We start from the raw sequence: 19321 nt of genomic DNA, 5'->3' as shown, positions 1-19321 counted from the left end.
CACCCTGCCCTGCCGTTATTTATTTCACCCGCTTTTGCGCCTCTTTAATCAGATTTTCCAGGGTTTCTGCCGGGGCGGAGAATTTACGGGCCATGATCATGGCGGCAATAATATAGGGCTTCCAGCTCGCCTCTTTGTAAGTGGCGATACGGTATTTCTCGAATACCCCTTCGGTCACTTCGCCCTCTTTGCAGGAGACACCGGAAATATCGGCGGGCAGGCAGTGCATATAGAGCGCTTCGCCACCCTTGGTGAGCTTCATCATCTCCTCGGTGCAGTGCCAATCATTATGCTTGGCGTTCTGCTCCAGACAGTGTTTTTCCAGATCTTTCAGGCCGGCGTGGTCATTGGCACGCAGCAACTCGGTGCGCTGCTCCATCACCTTGTAGGGAGCCCAGGACTTGGGATAGACGATATCCGCATCCTTGAAAGCCTCTTCCATGGAGGTGACCTGACGGAAGCTGCCGCCGGAGGCCTTGGCGTTCTCTTTGGCCACTTCGATCACATCCGGGATCAGGTCATACCCTTCCGGATGGGCCAGGGTCACGTCCATACCGAAACGGGTCATCAGGCCGATGATGCCCTGCGGCACGGAGAGCGGCTTGCCGTAGCTCGGGGAGTAAGCCCAGGTCATCGCAATCTTCTTGCCCTTGAGATTTTCCAGACTGCCGAAGTGCTCCTGCAACCAGGCCAGATCAGCCATGGACTGAGTCGGGTGATCAATGTCGCACTGCAGGTTGACCAACGCCGGACGCTGGGGCAGCACCCCCTTCTCGAACCCTTCATCCAGCGCGGCGCCCACTTCACGCATATAAGCGTTGCCGGCGCCCAGATACATGTCATCGCGGATACCGATGGCATCGGCGCAGAAGGAGATCATGTTGGCAGTTTCACGGACGGTCTCGCCGTGGGCGATCTGAGATTTGCCCTCGTCCAGATCCTGCTGGGCCAGACCGAGCAGGTTCAGCGCAGAGGCGTAAGAGAAGCGGGTTCGGGTGGAGTTATCGCGGAAAACCGAGATACCAAGCCCGCTGTTAAACAGTTTGGTGCAGATATTTTCGGCGCGCAGGGTCTTGAGGGATTCGGCCAGTTTCAATACCAGCTCCAGCTCCTGAGGCGTTTGCTCCCAGGTCAGCAGAAAATCTTTTTCATGCAGGTTGGATTTGAGTGCTCTGATCTCTTTGATTAATTCGTTAACTGCTTTCATCGTTCGCCCCAATCATTGGATGAGATATGGATAGCTCCCCTTTCACTCACGATGTCACCAGCATCCCGGTTGTGGGTGAGCGCGTCGGTTAGCGTCGATATGAGGCAATCAATAACCGTGCCAAACCAATAAAATGCAGTCAGATATTAATAAATGGCGAAAGTGTGTGATGCCACCCACAAAATCAGCGGCTATTTAAGCGGTTTATTCCATAAAAGGATGGATAGGGTGGCCAAGCGATAAAATAGCAAGGTGATAATAATCAGAGACGATATCTCGGCATCGGTGAGAATTATCATCAAAGGTCAGTTTAAGGGGCTGAAATGATATCAGCGGGGTTGCCGTTATCATTATGATAATGCCGTGCAGTGACTTGCTCTTTTGTTACCACCTCTTCTGCAGCAATGTCACTGCTATTTAACCTCCCCTGCACTCCCCACCCGTATCACCTCTCGCCTTATCTTCCGGCCACATCGCTGGGCGCGGTTGGCCCAAGGTGCTAACGTGAATACGCCAGCTGTGCATCTGTCTCGGATGCTCAGAAGAGGCCGACGTTCACTGCCGCAACTGCGCGGAAGAACCTGCATGACTTACATCTTTGAGGGATTATCTATGTCCAGGAATGCTGCTCTGCTCATCACCCTGACCCTGCTCGGGATCGCCCCTGCCCACGCCATCAGCGCCAAATATGCCGAGCAGCTGGAGCGATCCGGTTGTACCCAGGTTACCGAGGCGCAGGGCTGTGACATTCACAAAACCAAAGCGGAAAATGCCAAGGCGGGATTTGGCACGGCCGCCCCGGCCGCGGAGGGCGGTCTGAATCTGAGCTATGAGCAGAAGCTGGAGCGCTCGGGCTGCACTCAGGTGAGCGAGCTTAATGGCTGCGATATCAACAAAACCAAGGCTGAGAACGCAGCTGCCGGTGTTGGCAATGCTCCGGCCGCGGCAACCAGCGCCAGCCCCTATGCGGGCAACTGGATCGCCACCTTCCCCCAAACCGGCGCCACCGTGGCTAATATCCGCATCGATGGCAAGGATCAGGTGTGGGTCAACGACAAGAAGGTCAATGCCAAGAAATCCGATGGCGCGCTGGTGTTCAAGGATGGCATGGTCATCTACACAATTCAGGGGGATCGCCGCATCAAGGGTGAAGATGGCTGGGTCGATAATGATGCCGGCACCAAGGGGCCCATCAACGCCAAGTAAACAGCTGACCACGAAATAACGGGGAGCACAGGCTCCCCGTTTCACCCCTGATTGCCCATCTCTTCCAATGACCAGCTCCGCCAGTGAGGGGCCAGAATCAAAACCTCCTGCTCCAGCCAAGTCCCGTCTGTGATCAGTTTATCGAGCCAGGGAACACCTGCCGGCGTGCCATGACCATCAACCTGATCAGCCTGCGTCGTCACACGCCAGGGCACCTTGCCACTGTCCGTTGCAAAGGTGCGAACAGGGCGGGCATAGTGCTCCAGATAAGGTTGCAACTCACAGGGAAGCCAGAGCATGGCCGGTCGATTTAGCTCGCGCGCCAACTCGACGGCAATATCGATACCCCGTTGATCGAGATCGCCAAAATGTGCCCACTGCACGCCCGCAGGCAGCAGCGGAATCAGCTGTTTGGCCAGGGAGGTATTGCGACCGGGAGCAAAGAGCAGCAGTTGCCCGGGTTGCAGCTGGTAGTCGACAAAGGCCCCCTTGTTCTCCACCGTAATGACCCGCTCCCCCTGCCAGCCGATGGCCGCCAGCGTGCCCAGAGTCCGCTCCGGCAACGCCAACTCTCCCAGTAGTGCCATCATTACCGTCATATCGTGCTGCTGGCCTTGCCGATCGACCAGTGAGAGCGGCTCGAGGGTGCGGATGCGGATCACCTCATCTTGCGTGAGCGTCAAGTCCGCAAGCTGTGGCGCTGCAAGGGATGCTGACCGCGAATGCTTGCTGTCCCCATGCCAGAGGGCATAAAAGCAGGCCTGATTGAGCCGTGCAGGCAAACTCACTCCCAAACGTTGCAGCAGCTCACCCTTGTTCGGTTCGGGGGGATCGACCTGCGCCAGCTGTCTGATCAGATAAGCCCGTCCCGCCTCGGTTAATACATGACGAGCGCTTCGCCCAAAAGGTCTTAACCCACAATTCGTCTGCAACAACTCTTTCAACTTGCGGCCATGCCTGCTCTCAAGGGTGCACCCCTTCTCGTTCTGGCTATCGAGCAACCGTGCACACAAATCCTGTACCCGCACCTCATCAAACAGCGACATCCTCACCTCTCCATGTGGCTTCATATGACGAAGTAGAGGTGATTTTCCCTGTCATTACCGTGACCGGCTTCGCAAGCGGTTCTTATCAGCCCCGCCATGCATGGCCCGTTACTGGTAAACCTGCCACAAAGGGCGCAAGCTGGTTTGGTATAGAGACACACTGCGCTCTTCGCGGCACGACAACGCGATACCCGCTTTCACAAGGGCTTGCCATGACCGACGCCACAGACCCATCGCCATCCTCTTCCTGGCATCTTTCGGATATCCGCGAGCTGGCGCACCTGCTGACTCTGGCGCTGCCCGCCGCGGTAGAGATCACCGAAGCGGTACATCAGGCGGTACTGAGCGGTATGGGGCTCAAGGGACGAGATGAGGGAAAAACAGCCGGGATCACCGGGCTGGTCTACAAGGGGGTACATGGCACCGCCAACACCCTGGGCAGCGGCATCAACCAACTGCTCAGCCGCCTGCCTGCCACTCCGCCGCCCCACCAGATCCCCGAAACCCCGAAACGTGCAGCCCTGATCGCCACGCTCAACGGCGTATTGGGGGACAAGCTGGTCGATCACCACAATGCCCTCGCCCCCCCCATGACACTGCGCTATCAGGGCAAGCCCCTCGATTGGCAGGCGATGCCAAAGGATCTACCCCGCGAGGGACGGGTGCTGCTGATGATCCATGGCCTGTGCATGAACGATCGGCAGTGGCAGACCGAGCATCAAGGCAAGCCGGTCAATCACGGAGAGCAACTTGCCAACGCGCTTGGCTATCAGCCTCTTTACCTGCGCTACAACTCGGGCCTGCCCATCGCACAAAACGGGCAGCAACTTGCTCTGTTGCTGGAGCAGTTGCTCGCCCACTGGCCGGGAGAGCTCAAAGAGATAACGATAATGGGCTATAGCATGGGGGGACTGGTTGCACGCAGCGCCTGCCACCATGCCGGCGTGGCCGGGCTCACCTGGCCTGCGCACCTTGCCAACCTGATATTTCTCGGCACACCACACCACGGCGCACCGCTCGAACATGCAGGTCACTGGCTGGAACAGTTGTTGCCCGCTACCGCCTACAGCGAACCCTTCGTCAGACTGACGCGGCTGCGCAGTGCAGGCATCAAGGATCTGCGCCACGGCAAGGTGATCGACGAAGTGGCCCAACCCGACCCCGCCGTGCCCTTGCGCGATCCCCGCGTTCCACTCCCCTTACCCTGCAGCGTCAACTGTTATGCCATCGCCGCGACCACTGCCGCCAAGCGCAGCCTGCTGGCCGACCGGCTGATTGGCGATGGACTGGTGCCGCTACGCAGTGCCCTCGGTCAGCACAACGAAGCGCGCCATCAGCTGGCTTTTCTTCCTGCCCATACCCTGATTGTCTATCGCACCAGCCATATGGCCCTGCTGGCCAACCCGCAGGTTGGCCAGCAACTGCTGCGCTGGCTCAGCCCCTTGCAGTTATAGCGAACTGGCTATTAAAGCAACAGAATGCTGGTTCACAAAGGAGCCCTGTGGCACTCTGGGACGTCAAAGGGAAGACCCACACTGACACTTGATGTGTCCCCACTGCAAAGGAGCGCCACCGATGGCCAAAGCAAGCAAAAAAGAGATCAAGAAGAAGATCGCCGCTCGTCTTGAGAAAATTGCCAAGCATGAAAGCAAGATCAAGAAGCTGAAGAAGGCCCTGAAGTAGGGCCCATTGCATAAGAAAAACCGCCAATAGGCGGTTTTTTCATCCCCCTTTCGCCCCTTTACCATCGTTTTGATACCAATGGCCTTGATGTAAACGCCTCAAGCGCACCTCAGCAGAACAACCCAGCTGAAACCACGCACGTTCTCATCACCGCTATTTGGTCTAACAGCGCCAATCGGGAGCCGCGCGCCCCCTTCTCAGCAACTACCTTCAACGGAGTGTTTGATATGAGCCAGCAGTGGAGCGCCATATGTACTCTTACACCCTCACTTTCAAGGAAGATGTCGATCGCCTGACCGCCCCCGAGCAGGAGATCACCTTGCAGAGCCCCGCTCAGGCGGGGGATTTTGTTATCCTCTCCGACGGCAGCCGCCATCAGGTGATGTTTGTCACCCACCGCGCCCACTACAGCAGCCTCTATCTCGATAAAGGGGTCAGGGTGCCACAGAGTTAGTGGCTATCGCCTTCAATTGATGGGGCTGAGTGAAATATTCACGCCGTTGACATAATAGTCATCGCATCATGTCAATGTTCCTTTATCTCTATCACGATATATCTGATGAAGCGCGATGAAAAAATACAACATTGTCTTATATCAAATTCAATTTATTTAGCCACGAAAAAGCAAATCATACCTCACAAAAACGAACCACTATCACTCAATATCATTGACCACACCCTTGGTGCGTTATAACAATTACTTTGCTGAACATATTTATTCGCAAGTCATTATTAGTGATGGAGTTATCACAATGAATAAAGTTATCTTACCCATAGCATTAATCACCTGTGCCACGCTCGCTCACGCAGAGTCCAGCACTATTATCAACGGTCTGGATTTTGGTCCATTAGCTCAGTTGGCTGGCACATGGAAAAGCACCGATGCTGGTGGTGTAGATGTAGCACCCGGCCAGGAGGGTAGCAAAGTTGGCAAAGGGGGGCCGGCAGTGGAACCCTTTTACGAAGTCATTACTTTTGAACCGGCAGCCGATGCTAAAAATGCCAGCGAACAATATCTGGTAGCCATGTATTACAAACAGGAAGTATTCAGAAAAAGCGATAATGGGAAATTTCATGACCAACGCGGCTATCTGATTTATGACAAGACTAATCAGCTTGTTTACAATTCATACTGTATACCCCGTGCAGTCTGTGTGGTCACTGAAGGCAAAGCGGGTAACAAAATCGAGTTCAAGACGGGCAAGCGCGGTATTGCGGAAAGCAATTATATGACCATTAATGATTCCACCACGGATTTCTCGATGACTCTGGACTTCTCAGAGAAAGATCTCCTCAAATACAGTCAAACCACCAACCTGATGGTGTATGGCAAGCCATTCGCACACTCCGATAGTGCATCCCTGACCAGAACCAATTGATGTTTCATGGCCAAGGTATTCATTACCTTGGCTTTTTTATATTCGTCGATAGTCTATCCTGATGGCATCCCTATCCCACTCGGGGTTAAGCACACCGGCATACCAGAGTGTCAGAATGACATCCATCTGATTGTTATGCTTAACAACCTTGCCGCTCTTACAGGCCGAGACCACTTCCAGCCATAACTGCTCGGGATTGATCGGTTTGGTAATATCCTTGTGTGACAATAAATCAATGGCAGCCAACACATATGCTCTGGTTTTGGTCGCAGCTACATAATGAACTGGCATGATGCAACTGATACAACCAAGACTGCAAAGAGTCAAAAAAGTTACCTTTGGATTATTCTTGAATTTCCCTGTACTAATATCATCACCAAATGCTTCAGCAATAGCCATATCCCAAGCGGTGGCATGCCCATAATTATTCTGCACCATCAGATGAACAGCTCTCAGCGCTGCACCACCATATTTACCATAGATAATCATCACTAATCCCTCCTTTTGCCCCATAGTAAGGCCGAACAGGCGAGATAAGCTAAAATAAATATCAATCACGATCATCGATTTTTTCCATTGATAACAAATTCATTTTTAGCTGAATTAAATATTGATCCATATCAATGTTATATCTTTATCTACCGAAAGGCTGACTGGTCGATGTCAGCCTTCCAATATCATTCATCAACATCCATTTTCGTGTATAAACGGGTTCACCCAGCCTAGAGCACCTCTATTTTTACTTTGATAATCCCGTCGCGAATATTGCCGATGGTGCTAAAGGCAGATTTGGAGAGATCGATAATACGCCCACTTTTAAAGGCGCCGCGGTCATTGACCTTGACCACTACGCTCTTGCCGTTGGCGAGGTTGGTGACCCGCACCATGGAGCCGAAGGGCAATTCCATATGGGCGGCGCTATTGAGGTTGTTGCGATAGAGCTCGCCGCTGGCGGTCTTTTTGCCGTGATAACGGTCGGCATAATAGCTGGCATAGCCGGTCTCGCTATAGCCGCGCCAGCTGCCGCCGTGGCTCTCGTCATAACGGCTGCTACAGGCCGCCAGCAACAGGCAAAGAGATAACAGCAGCCCTTTCTGGATATGTTGCACCTTTCCCCTCTCCTCTCTTCTTCTTTCCACTCTGCGCTATTTTTGCATCTTCGATGCTGCCGGTGACGCAGGCGACACGCTTGCAGGCGGTAGATCTCACCTTGCCATAGCTCCAAGGCACTCACCATGTTACCCGCCTTGTGGTCAGGCAGCAGCGACCGTGCGGCTACTTTGCCATATCTTCCATGTAAAAAGGGAGGCAAATGCCTCCCTTTCAACTAGTTACCTGTCATCCCGTGTCGGATGGGCCAGAGACTTCTCAGGCAATCAGCTTGTCATCGGCAAAGCCGAAGCCGCGCAGGCCTACCACATGCACATGCTCGTGCTTGCCCTGTACCTTGCGGATGAGCTTGTAGGTGGTGCCCTTCTCGGGACTGATGTTCTCGGGCGCCGCGATAAGCAGCTGCATATCCTGCCGCTCGCACAGTTCGAACAGGGTGGCGATGGATTTGCCATCCAGACGGGCCGCTTCGTCGAGGAACAACAGACGGCAGGGGGCGATATCCTTGCCGCGCAGACGGCGGGACTCCTCCTCCCAGCTGATCAGTACCATCAAGAGGATGGCCTGACCGGTACCGATCGCCTCACCGGTGGAGAGCGCGCCGCTCTCGGCCCGCAGCCAGCCATCAGCGCCGCGTTGCACCTCGATCTCCAGCTCCAGATAGTTGCGATAGTCGAGCAGCACGTCGCCCATCACCTGATAGCTGCGATCCCCCTGCTCGATCTGCGGATTGAGGCGCTGGAACAGCTTGGCCATCGCCTCGGAGAAGCTGAGCTCCTTGTCGGCGAACAGATCGTTGTGCATGGCGGTTTGATCGGCCAGCGCCGTCAGCAGACGGGTGTGGGCCTCGCGGATATTGACGTTGAGGCGCACCCCGCGCACCAGACCGAAGGCGATGTTCTGCAAACCCTGGTTGAGCACCCGGATGCGGTTCTGCTCGCGGCGGATGATGTTGGTGATCTTGGCCGCCACCTCGTGGGAGGAGAGCGACAGATGGGTTTCCCGCTGCTTGAGCTCGTCAGCCAGACGGGCCAGCTCGATCTCCATCTCCTCGATCGCTTCCACCGGATCATCGGAGCGGATGATGTCGTTGCGAATGCGATCTTTAAGGTAACGGTAGACCTGCACGTAGAAGGCCACCTTCTGCTCGGTGCTGCGGTTGCCCTCCGACAGTCGCAGCGCATCGCGCAGGGCCTCGTCGTGGGCCACCGCTACCCGCAGGGCGCCAAGGGCCTTGTCTGACATGGAGCGCAGCTCGTCGCTGTCAAGATAAGCCAGTTCACGCTTGTTGAGGCGCTTCTCGACGTCGGTCTCTCGCGCCAGTCGCACCACCCGTGACCAGCTCGCCTTGTGACCCACCAGAGATTTACGGGCGCTGTAGTAATCCTTGCCTTCGAGCTTGAGACGGCCGCCAAGGGATTCGATCTCGCGCTTGGTTACCTGCAACTGGGCCTCGGCGCTGGTGCGACGGGAACGGGTGCGGATCAGCAGCTCTTCGATCTCTTTCTTGTGAGCGCGCGCCTTCTCTTCCATATCGTCAGAGAGGGTCAGGCCCATGGCCGCCAGCTCCTGCTCGAACTCGGTCAGGGTCTGGCGCTTGGCCTCGACGCTGGAGTTGAGGGCGGTGCGCAGTTGCAACGCCTCGGTGTGACGCTGGGCAATCTGCTTGTGCTGCTCGCCGGCGGTGCGGGCGGCAAGCTCGGCCGCTTTCAGCTTCTCTTTGAGTCGCTCGCTCATCTCGGACGCCTTGCCCAGCAGGTCTTGCGCATCCTGATAAGCAAAGTGCGGCAGACGGGCCACCAGCTGATCGAGGGCATAACAACGTCGCTTCTGCTCGGCCAGCAGGTCGCTCACCTCATCGTAAGCTGCCTGCAGCGCCGCAAGATCCTGCGGATCCTGACGCAGCACCTGCACCATGGTTTCCAGTTTTTCCAGCGACTTGCCGTGTTTGGCGATAAAGGCTTCGGCCTGTTTCAGCGCTTCCACATCGGCGTGAGCCGCCTCGAGGCGGGCCGCCAGATCACTCTCGGCAAACAGGTGGGCAAAGGGCAGCATCCCCTGCACCAGCTGGATATGGCGGGTCAGCTGAGCGGCGGCCGCTTTGGCCTCGGCCAGCTGCTTGTCGCACTCGCCGATGGCTCCTTGCAGCGCGCGCAGTTCGGCCTGTTTGGCCTGCACTTCGGCTTCGGGGTCGGGGCGGAAGGCGATATCCAGATGCTGGCCGATAAAGTCGCGGAAGTGACCGTAGAGACGGTGGTACTTCTGCTGCTCGAAGGCGGCCTTGGCGTAACCCTCGATGAGCCCTTCGCGCTCAAGGTCGAGCTGCTCGATCCGCTTTTCCCGAGCCGCGCGACCAAACAGCGGTAGCTCGGGGTAGCGGGAGAAGCGCACCTGACGCTTGCTGGTGCGCACCAGCACGGCGTCCCCCAGCTCGTCCGCTTCCACCAGATCCTCGTCAAAGGAGTCGGGGTTGCCCTGAATCAGGTAGATATCCTCCGGGCAATCTTCCAGCTTTTTCAGCCGCTCGATGGCGCCCTCAAGGTCGAGCACCACCAGAGCGCTGCGAGCCGGGCCGTAGAGCGCGGAGTAGTAAGGGGCATCGTCGATGGAGATGTCGTCATAGACATCGGAGAGCAGCACGCCCCCCACCTGCTCGGCGATGCGGGCAAGACGGGGATCCGCCTCGCCTGCCCCCAGTTGCAGGTTGCGAATTTGCAGCTCCAGCGCCTGTTTCTGCGCCGCAATGCGGTTGCTCTCCTGCTCGAACTCGCGCTCCTTGTCGAGCACTGTCTGCATACCGGCCGAAAGCTCTTCGGCGGTGGCGAGCGGCAGACCGCTCTGCTCGCGCAGCTGCTCGAGTTTTTCAAAGGATTTCAGCCAGCGCGGCGCCAGCTTGGTGAGCTCCGCAATATCACGGCCCAGCTGGGTGCCCTGATGCTCGAGGCTGGCGCGGCGCTGGTTCACCTCCGCCTGCTGCTCGGAGAGCTCCTCCTGACGGGAGCGCTGAGCTTCGAGGAAGATCTCCAGCTCATCGCTGCTGGTAATCAGCTGGCCAGAGGCCTGCTGCAGCTCGTCACGCAACTTGAAGAGACTCTTCTGGCTTTCGCTCTCTTTCTCGAGGCGAGCCAGCGCAGCGCGCAGCCCCTGCCCCTGCGCGATGCGAGCCTTGTCTTCGATGTGACGCTTGAGCAGCGCCTGTGCGGTGGGCCAGGCGGCCTCGCGCACTGTTTCCGGAGCGATGCTGAGCAGCAGCGCCAGCGCCGCTTCGTGCTCGGCCACCGCCGCCTTGGCCAGCGCCAATTGTTGTTCGGCCCCCAGCACCCGGCTGGTGAGGCTCTGCTCGGAGCTACGGAACTGGTGCAGGGTGTCGCTCGCCTGTTCGGCGGTCAGCCCCGGCAGCTCGCACTGCTCGCGGGCAGCATCGAGAGCCTGCACCGCCTGACGGTACTGGATTGCTCGAGTCTGCTGGATATCGAGCGCCTGCTGGTAGTCGGCTAGCTGGGTCTTGAGGCTGTCGACTTCTGCCTGCGCCAGCTCCTTGCGCTCTTCCACTTCCAGCAGCTGGCCGTGGATCTCCTCCACCACCGCTTGCTGCTGCTCGAGTTTGTCAGAGAGATCCGCCAGATCGGCGCGATACATCTCGATCTTTTTCTGCAAACTGACAGCCGCCATCACCTTGGCCAGATGCTCGGAGGCAGACTCCAGCTCGTCGGTCAGCAGTTTTTCGCGGTTGGTGAGCTGCTCCACCTCGTCGGCCAGATAGATGGCGCGCTGCTTCTCTTCGGCCAGAATACGGCGCTTGTCGGCCAGCTCCTGGCGCGCCTTGAGGGCCAGCTCGGAGAGGCGGCTCTTCTCGGCGGCATTGCGCACATAGTCCGCCGCCACATAGTGGGTAGTCTCGGTGATCAGGTTCTTGAACAGATCCCGCTGACCCTGGGTCTCCTTGATGGCCTCCAGCGTGCGACGGTTTTCATAGATGGCCGCCTCCATGTCTGCAAACGCCTTGCGCACCCCGGAGTTCTCCGGCAGCAGATATTCGCGCAGGGAACGGCTGATGGACGAGGAGATGCCGCCGTAGAGGGAAGCCTCGATCAGGCGATAGAACTTGCCGCGATCTTTTTGATCACGCAGTTTCTTCGGGGTGATGCCGAACTCGAACATGAAGTTGTGATAGTCGGTCACCGTATTGAATTTGGCGACTTTCAGCGCCCCCAGCTCGGCGGCCGCCCCTTTCAGGTCGGTAAAGGCGCGTACCCGCCCCTTACCGCCATCGAGCTTCTCCAGCAGCAGATCGGTCGGTGCCAGATTCTCCGGCACATCCACCAGCGCAAACGGGGTGATGTTGACCTTGTTGTCACGGTTGGCCACCTGCTCGAGGTGAACGCCGACCCAGATCCGCTGTTCGCGGCTGTTCATCACTTCCAGCAAGGAATAGCAGTGGCCGCGCTGCAGCTTGCCGTAAAGCCCCTTGTCACGGGAGGCGCTGCTGGAGCCCGCTTCCGTGGTGTTGCGGAAATGGAGCAGTGACTGGTCGGGGATGAGCGCTGCGATAAAGGCCGCCATGGTGGTGGACTTGCCCGCGCCGTTGCCGCCGGAAAGGGTGGTGACCAGCTGGTCGAGATCGAAGGTCCGGGCAAAGAAGCCGTTCCAGTTGACCATGGTCAGGGATTTGAACTTGCCTCGCACCGGTTATACCTCCAGATCCAGTTGTTCTTCATCGAGATCCGCCTCGATGTCATCAAAGAGCGAGTCGCTGCTCGGCATTTCGTCGTCGTGGAAGATGGCTTCACCCTCCTGGATCATCCGCAGCTGAACGGCACGCGGATCTTCATCGGAACGCACGTCGGCGGCGAAACGGAACACCGATTCGTTGACCCGGAATTTATCCCCGTTACCAAGGGCGGTGATCATGCCAAGGCGGCGCAGACGGCGCATGGAGGTACGGATCTTTTCGAGCAACTTCTTCTTGTCGAGATCGGTACCGCCGGATCGGCTGTTGACCATCCGCAGCAGCTGCTTCTCGTCGGCGAGGCTCAGCACCTCTTCCTGCAGCTCGGCCATGGCGAACACCCCTTCCGAGGCGAGACGATCCGGGCTCAGGTAGAGGTAGCAGAGCACCTTGCCCACCAGCATATCGAGCTCGGAGAGCACAGTGGTGCCGATGTCGGAGCTCGGGCGCGGGCGCAGGTAGAAGAAGCCTTCCGGCGCCTTGATCAGCTCCACCTGATAGCGGCCGTAGAAGATCTCCAGCTCGCTGTGATATTCGAGCAGCGCCGAATGCTGCTCGAACTCGTCGGCACTGATGTGGCGACCGGAGCGCAAGGCGGTGTCGATGCGCGGAAACAAGGGGTTGGCAATCGCCTCTGCGAGGCGCAGCGGCAAGGGAAACTCAGAATTGATCAATGACATAGGCCTGAACCTTGGATCCAGCTTGGTTAATGGGTTTCCATGCGGGTTGGCGATGCAGTTCGCGCTCGCCGCTGGCATGGCCCAGGCGCACGGCCTGGTCGATCAGAAGACGCGCCACATCGAAGTGGGCATGAGCCGGGTAGTCCAGCAGGTATTCGCGCAGCACATCGGCCAAGTCCAGCTGCTGGCCCTGCTCGGGGTAGCGGGCCAGATAGCGCTCGATGCGCTCGGCCAGCTCCTGGTTGATATCCACCATCTCGACATACTCCATCTCGAGGGGCACCTCACCGGTCACCTCCTCGTCGTGGATGGCGATGGTTTCGTCGCGCAGCTCCAGCAGGCGGGGCTCTTCGGCCACCCGCAGCTGCCAGTTGTGCTGCTCGAAGTTGCGGATGGACTCGCGCAGCCGCTGGCTGAAGGCGCGGTTCTTGTCCATGTCGATGGCGTTGCGGATAAATTTGTGGACGTGTCTGTCGTAGCGGGACCAGAGCTCGATGCACTGCTGACCCCAGCTGGTGATGACGTCAAGACGACCTTGCAACGCGTGAGTCAGCTCCTCGACGTGGAACAGATCATCGCGCCCCTGCGCCGCTTCCTGAATATTGAGCAGCCCCGCCTGCAGGCGGTGGCCGGCAGCGTCCAGGGTATCCTGCAGCTCGCGCAGGGTCTGGCCGGTCTCGTGCAGCAGTTTTTCGCAGCTGTGAATGGCATCGACCCAGTTCTGGGTCAGCAGGGCCGCGATCTCGCTCTTGACCTGATTCTGCTGCTCATCCATGGCACGCTGGGTGAGATCGATGCGCCCCAGGGTCTCTTCCAGCGAGAAGGTGAGGCGCGGCAGCACCTCGGCATCCCACTGCTCGCGGGTGTTGGTCTCGAGCGCCGCCTTGCGGGCGGTGTCGAGCTCGGCAGCCAGGTGTTCGAGCAGAATGGAGAGCTTGATGGAGTCAACCTGACGCTGATCCATAAAGAAGTCGACGATGCTCACACCCAGGCGCGACAGGCGGTAGAGGCTCTCCCCCGCCACCATGTCGGTGTTGAAACGCGACAGCAGCTGCTGGCGAATGAGATCGTTGATGGCGTTGTTGGCTCGACCGGTGAGGGTCTCGTCCATCTGGCCGAAGGCGCTGCTGACATAGCCAAAGGCATCGTGCAGCGCCGCTTCCGACAGGTCCGACTCATCTTCGGACAGGGTCTTGATTGCAATCAGAAAGGCCAGCCGGTCGGTCGGCAGGCTCAGCGCCAACCCCTCCTGCCTGACCCATCCCACCATCTCTGGCAGGGTACGGGATGTACTCATCATGATGTTGTCATCTCGTTGTTGTATTGGGCGCAAAATCGTGCGCGCGGCTACATCCGGTAGCATCGAAAACATGGTTCACATTGACGTGAACCTCGAGCAATCAGCTGGCCGGCTTCTGGGCCATCACATGGATATAGCGACCGAGGGAGACAAAAGGCTCCTGACGGCAATATTGCTGCTCCATGGCCAGCAAATCGTCGAACTTCTCCACCTGATCCTGCTTGTGACGCATATAGTCGTGGATCACCCGCACCCCGGTCTTGCCGATGATGCGCAGCCCCCCGCGACCAATCCAGTCATAGACCTGCTCCGGCAGCTGGGGATTGGTGGGCGTAAGCGCTGTCTGACGCTTCTTGCGAAGACCAAGGCGCACATAGTCAAAATTGCCCACCACCAGGCTCTGGAACAGCAAACCATGACGGTTGTAGAAAAGCAGCGACAGTATGCCCCCGGCATTGACGAAAGGGAACAGACCCAGCAAGGTCTGGCGCGGCTCGGCAAGCCACTCCAGCACCGCATGACAGAGCACCAGATCAAAGGTACCGGTCACGTGTGCTTTAAGATCCTGAATGGGGCAATGGATGAGACGGATTTTGTCTTCCAGCCCCTTCTCGGCGATCTGGCTGCGGGCCAGTTCCAGCATTTCTGCTGACAGATCGCACAGCTCCACCTGATGACCCATGGCCGCCAGCTTCTGGGCGAAATAGCCAAAACCGCCCCCCGCATCGAGGATGCGCAGCGGACGGTTGCCAAGGCGGGCCAGGCAGGCTTCGATGTCGCTCCAGACAATGGTGGTGCGGATGCGCCCCTTGGTGGAGTCGTAAATGTTGCGGGCGAACTTGTCGGCGCGCCCGTCAAAACTCTGATCGTGCTTCAAGGAGAAACTCAACATTAGCGCCACAGGGCTGTGGCCATCCCAAAAAAGAGAGGTATTCTGTCACATCCCGAATTTGCTGAAAACTCAAGGAAGTGTCTGTCGTGTTTGTGCTCAAAAAGTGGCTGGGTCAACTGTTGATGCCGCTCCCCTTCTCCCTCTCCCTGCTGCTGGTCGCCCTGCTGCTACTCTGGTTCACCCGTTTTCAGAAAACCGGCAAACTGCTGGCCACTCTCTCGCTGCTCATTGTGGCGCTGATGGGGATGCGGCCGGTGAGCTATGAACTGGCCCGCGGGCTGGAACAAACCTTCCCGCCATTCGAGGTGAGCAAGCATCCCAACATCGAGGCCATCGTGGTGCTCGGCAATGGCCATGTCAGCGACCCGGCGGTACCGATGCGCAGTTGGCAGAACAATATCTCGCTGGCACGGACTCTCGAAGGGGTTCGCCTCGCCCAGGCCTATCCCGACGCCGAACTGGTTTTCTCCGGCTATGTGTCGGGGGATACCCTCTCCAATGCCGAGGTCAATGCCCGGATGGCCGAGAGCCTCGGCATACCCCGTTCGCGGATGACGTTGTTTGAAAACAACAAAGACACTCATGATGAAGCGGTCAGTATCAGCCGCCACCTCAAGGGAAAAGAGGTGGCACTGGTCAGTTCGGCCACTCACTTGCCGCGAGCCATGGCCCTCTATCAGGGTCAGGGACTCAAGGCCGTGCCAGCCCCCACCGACTACACAGCCAAGCAGAGCCAGGTACCTCAGCCGCTCTACAGTTATTTACCCAAAGGGCGTTATTTGATGTATTCCGAAGCTGCCATCCACGAATGGATTGGGGTATGGTGGGCTCGCTTGCGGGGGCAGGTTAACGAATGAGCGATCAAGCGTTTCATTCCTGATTTGGATCAGGAAAGCGAAAAAAAATTACGTCATTTGCCGCCGGGTCAGCTATCTTGGGCTCGGTTCAATTCATATAATGTCGCGCAATCAAATGCCTAGGAGATTAAGAAGATGAGACAGCACCTGGTAATGGGTAACTGGAAACTGAACGGCACCAAGGCTTCTGTAGAAGCTCTGATCAAAGGACTGACCCCGGCAGCTGCCGCTCATCCTTCTGTGCAAGTCGCCGTCTGCCCCCCGGTTATCTTTTTGGGTCTGGTTGAGCAACTGACCGCTGGCAGCAAGATTGCCTACGGTGCCCAGAACGCTGACGTTCACGAGTCTGGTGCCTTCACCGGCGAAAACGCCCCCTCCATGCTGAAAGCCTTTGGTTGCACCTACTCTCTGGTCGGCCACAGCGAGCGTCGTACCCTGCACGCAGAGACTGACGACGTGGTTGCTGCCAAGTACGAAGCGATCCAGAAAGGCGGCCTGGTGCCGGTTCTGTGCATCGGTGAAACTCTGGAGCAGTTCGAAGCCGGCGTGACCAAGAACGTGGTTGAGACCCAGCTGAAAGCTGTTATCGACCGTTGCGGCATCGCCTCCTTCAACAACGCCGTTATCGCTTACGAGCCGGTATGGGCCATCGGTACTGGCAAGACTGCCACTCCGGAGATCGCTCAGTCCGTTCACGCTCACATCCGTCAGTACCTGGCCGGTTTTGATGCCGCCGTTGCTGCCAAAGTACAGATCCTGTACGGCGGTTCCGTCACTGGCGCCACTGCAGCCGACCTGTTCGGTCAGCCGGACATCGACGGTGGCCTGGTCGGTGGTGCGTCCCTGAAAGTGGACGACTTCTCCCAGATCATCGCTGGCGCTGCCAAGTAATCGCTGATTACGGCAAAGAGAGGGGCTCGTCCCCTCTCTTGTATCGCTTTTCCTATGGTGGCCCCCGCATCCCATATGAAAGCCGATATAGTAAAAGTGGCTTGTCTATTTAAACATTCGTATTTGACAACTCAGATCCAGAGGCACTCATGACCAAACAAATCAAACGTATTGGTGTTTTGACCAGTGGTGGCGACGCACCGGGTATGAACGCAGCCATTCGCGCCGTGGTTCGCGCCGGTTTGCATCATGGCCTGGAAGTTTACGGTATTTATGATGGCTACCTCGGCCTGCACCAGGATCGCATCGTCAAGCTGGAGCGTCACAGCGTTTCCGACGTGGTGAACCGTGGTGGTACTTTCCTCGGCTCCGCCCGTTTCCCTGCCTTCAAAGACCCCGCAGTGCGCGCCGAAGCGATCGAAAACCTGAAAAAGCACGGTATCGATGCGCTGGTCGTCATCGGTGGTGACGGCTCCTACATGGGTGCCAAGAAGCTGACCGAAGAGGGTTTCCCCTGCATCGGCCTGCCAGGCACCATCGACAACGACATCGCCGGTACCGACTTCACCATCGGCTTTGATACTGCCCTGAACGTGGTGGTTGACGCCATCGACCGCCTGCGCGACACCTGCAGCTCCCACCACCGTATCTCCGTGGTCGAGATCATGGGCCGCCACTGTGGCGATCTGGCCATGTCTGCCGCCGTTGCCGGTGGTGCCGAATATGTGATCGTACCGGAAGTGGCTTTCGACAAAGAGAAGCTGCTCAAGCAGATCAAGGAAGGCGAAGCCAAAGGCAAGAAGCACGCCATCATCACCATCTGCGAGCACGTTACCGACGTGAACGCGCTAGCCAAGGACATCGAAGCCCTGACCGGTCGTGAAACCCGCGCCACCATCCTGGGTCATATCCAGCGTGGCGGTGCCCCGACTGCTCGTGACCGCATCATGTCCAGCCGTATGGGTGCTTATGCCGTTGAGCAGCTGCTGGCTGGTCACGGTGGTCGCTGTGTCGGTATCCAGCGCAACGAGCTGGTACACCACGACATCATCGACTGCATCGAGAACATGAAGCGTCCGTTCGATCAGGAGCTGTACAACCTCTCCACCACCCTGTTCTAAGCCACGCGGCGTTTAACCGGCTGTTGATGACAAAAACCCTCCGTCGGAGGGTTTTTTATATCTTACAAAAACTGATGTATCGGTACGCTGTGTGGCCCTCACCATATGGGTTGCCTGATTACCAACCCTTGCGCCATCTGACTGCTCACCAGCCTTCCCCTCCTCACAGCAACCGGCTTCAGCCTACGAACAGAGTTCCGGTATCGTCGTGGATGCGTTTTATTACTGCAAACCGGATTGCGTTGACCTGTGCTCTGTCGCCCCTGAAACCAGCTTGTTCAGCCTCCTCGTCATACGCCGCTTTTTATATCTCAATCTTGTAGAGGGGATTCAGATATCTTACCCAACCATGCTCCGGCGCTGCTCTCGTATTGCACTCACATGACTCACGCAGATGCACACGCAAATCGCTACTCGCGCCCAGCCCAGCCCAGCCCAGCCCAGCCCAGCCAGAGAATACGCCTCTGACCTATTACGCACCTCACTCTTGCTGCAGACATGTCTATTCCGAGGCCGACGGGAAAATTGGCGGTGATAAAACAGCCAGTTGCCACTCTGTATCCCCCCGATGCACCGCTCTCCTCCCTATGAACCCAGTGTATTGCTGTAAAAATGCGGAGACTCCGGACTGATAAAGTGATGGTGCGACAAGGGTTGGCAACCAGACTCTCTCCATAGACTTCTTTTGGATGGGCTATCTATGTCAGGAATCGTCAAATCATTGCCTTGCGCACTTTTTATGGCCTCAATGACACTATTACGAGGGTGAAAACTTATAAAACGCCACTTAAGCTCCATACAAAACCCTTCACAAAACCAGCCAGCAGCTCACCAACTAATTGAATTTAAATGAAATAACCATAAAAACAGAATCTTGAATGCCTAACATGCCATAGCAGGTGATAAAATCAGCTCAATATGACAAAAATAGCCATCTCAACCAGCCACGCACATAAAGCAGCTATTTTATCAATTTACACCTTGTTTTACCCCCTTCTTATGGTATCTTGACTACATCAACCAACAACTTAGGGAGAGAAAAATGAAAGAGTTTGTCGTTACTGCCGTTTTCACGGTGTTTTTCACCCTGGTTGCTGTCTCTCTGCCCTCACTGTCACAGTTCTGAGCCGGATAGAGAGGCATCAATCCGGACCGACCCTCTTTGCCATGTCTGTTTAATCGCCACCAACTGGCGCTTTTCAGTAATAATGCCGAGATGG

At 57.1% G+C, this 19321-nt stretch carries 15 protein-coding genes; 7 read left to right on the top strand and 8 right to left on the bottom strand.

Translation table 11 applies throughout. The features are described 5' to 3' along the window. Nucleotides 1–19: 19 nt before the first annotated feature. Nucleotides 20–1207: a knotted carbamoyltransferase YgeW gene (ygeW, locus tag ACW5XC_RS12100; protein WP_042055954.1), complete on the bottom strand. Its 1188-nt coding sequence runs from the start codon at nt 1205–1207 to the stop codon at nt 20–22. Nucleotides 1208–1819: 612 nt separating this feature from the next. On the opposite strand from ygeW, the gene ACW5XC_RS12095 reads away from it, so the two are divergent. Continuing rightward, nucleotides 1820–2413 carry a hypothetical protein gene (locus tag ACW5XC_RS12095; protein ID WP_042055951.1) on the top strand — a complete coding sequence of 198 codons (594 nt, stop codon included), beginning with the start codon at nt 1820–1822 and terminating at the stop codon, nt 2411–2413. Between the two features lie 41 nt (nt 2414–2454). On the opposite strand, the gene ACW5XC_RS12090 is transcribed toward ACW5XC_RS12095, so the two are convergent. After that, a complete protein-coding gene (locus ACW5XC_RS12090) occupies nt 2455–3459 on the bottom strand; it encodes a Wadjet anti-phage system protein JetD domain-containing protein (RefSeq protein WP_042055949.1) in 1005 nt (334 codons plus the stop codon). A 212-nt stretch (nt 3460–3671) separates the two neighbouring features. On the opposite strand from ACW5XC_RS12090, the gene ACW5XC_RS12085 reads away from it, so the two are divergent. From ACW5XC_RS12085 to ACW5XC_RS12075, 3 genes are all read left to right on the top strand, one after another. Then, nucleotides 3672–4913, top strand: a complete 1242-nt coding sequence (locus ACW5XC_RS12085) for an esterase/lipase family protein (RefSeq protein ID WP_042055948.1) — start codon at nt 3672–3674, stop codon at nt 4911–4913. A 479-nt stretch (nt 4914–5392) separates the two neighbouring features. Then, on the top strand, nt 5393–5596 hold the full coding sequence (locus ACW5XC_RS12080; protein WP_042055946.1) for a hypothetical protein: 204 nt from the start codon (nt 5393–5395) through the stop codon (nt 5594–5596). Between the two features lie 298 nt (nt 5597–5894). Continuing rightward, nucleotides 5895–6521 carry a heme-binding beta-barrel domain-containing protein gene (locus ACW5XC_RS12075; RefSeq protein ID WP_042055942.1) on the top strand — a complete coding sequence of 209 codons (627 nt, stop codon included), beginning with the start codon at nt 5895–5897 and terminating at the stop codon, nt 6519–6521. Between the two features lie 36 nt (nt 6522–6557). Here the strand turns inward: ACW5XC_RS12075 and ACW5XC_RS12070 are convergent, their stop codons facing one another. From ACW5XC_RS12070 to cmoM, 6 genes are all read right to left on the bottom strand, one after another. Further along, on the bottom strand, nt 6558–7085 hold the full coding sequence (locus ACW5XC_RS12070; protein ID WP_236727593.1) for a DUF6979 family protein: 528 nt from the start codon (nt 7083–7085) through the stop codon (nt 6558–6560). Between the two features lie 158 nt (nt 7086–7243). Next, nucleotides 7244–7630, bottom strand: coding sequence for a septal ring lytic transglycosylase RlpA family protein (locus ACW5XC_RS12065; RefSeq protein ID WP_042055940.1), 387 nt, complete (start codon nt 7628–7630; stop codon nt 7244–7246). A gap of 259 nt (nt 7631–7889) precedes the next feature. Further along, entirely contained in the window at nt 7890–12317 is a 4428-nt protein-coding gene (gene mukB, locus ACW5XC_RS12060; RefSeq protein WP_042055937.1) for a chromosome partition protein MukB, read from the bottom strand. Between the two features lie 3 nt (nt 12318–12320). Continuing rightward, the gene (mukE, locus tag ACW5XC_RS12055) at nt 12321–13040 is read right to left on the bottom strand and encodes a chromosome partition protein MukE (protein ID WP_042055934.1); all 720 of its coding nucleotides are present in this window, start codon (nt 13038–13040) and stop codon (nt 12321–12323) included. Then, a complete protein-coding gene (gene mukF, locus ACW5XC_RS12050) occupies nt 13021–14340 on the bottom strand; it encodes a chromosome partition protein MukF (protein WP_041207658.1) in 1320 nt (439 codons plus the stop codon). Before mukF ends, mukE begins: the two co-directional genes overlap by 20 nt. Before the next feature lie 100 nt (nt 14341–14440). Then, nucleotides 14441–15217: a tRNA uridine 5-oxyacetic acid(34) methyltransferase CmoM gene (gene cmoM / locus ACW5XC_RS12045; protein ID WP_041207899.1), complete on the bottom strand. Its 777-nt coding sequence runs from the start codon at nt 15215–15217 to the stop codon at nt 14441–14443. A gap of 101 nt (nt 15218–15318) precedes the next feature. On the opposite strand from cmoM, the gene elyC reads away from it, so the two are divergent. The 3 genes from elyC to pfkA all read left to right on the top strand — a co-directional run bounded on the left by elyC (nt 15319) and on the right by pfkA (nt 18101). Continuing rightward, nucleotides 15319–16089 carry an envelope biogenesis factor ElyC gene (elyC, locus tag ACW5XC_RS12040; protein WP_042055932.1) on the top strand — a complete coding sequence of 257 codons (771 nt, stop codon included), beginning with the start codon at nt 15319–15321 and terminating at the stop codon, nt 16087–16089. Between the two features lie 135 nt (nt 16090–16224). Continuing rightward, entirely contained in the window at nt 16225–16980 is a 756-nt protein-coding gene (gene tpiA / locus ACW5XC_RS12035) for a triose-phosphate isomerase (protein ID WP_005336839.1), read from the top strand. Nucleotides 16981–17129: 149 nt separating this feature from the next. Continuing rightward, entirely contained in the window at nt 17130–18101 is a 972-nt protein-coding gene (pfkA, locus tag ACW5XC_RS12030) for a 6-phosphofructokinase (protein WP_005336840.1), read from the top strand. The last annotated feature ends 1220 nt before the right edge of the window (nt 18102–19321 follow it).

It is taken from the genome of Aeromonas sp. 25-AL00135, assembly GCF_054052385.1.
Note: the sequence above shows the minus strand (reverse complement) of the source record. Positions and strands in the feature narration are given on the sequence as shown.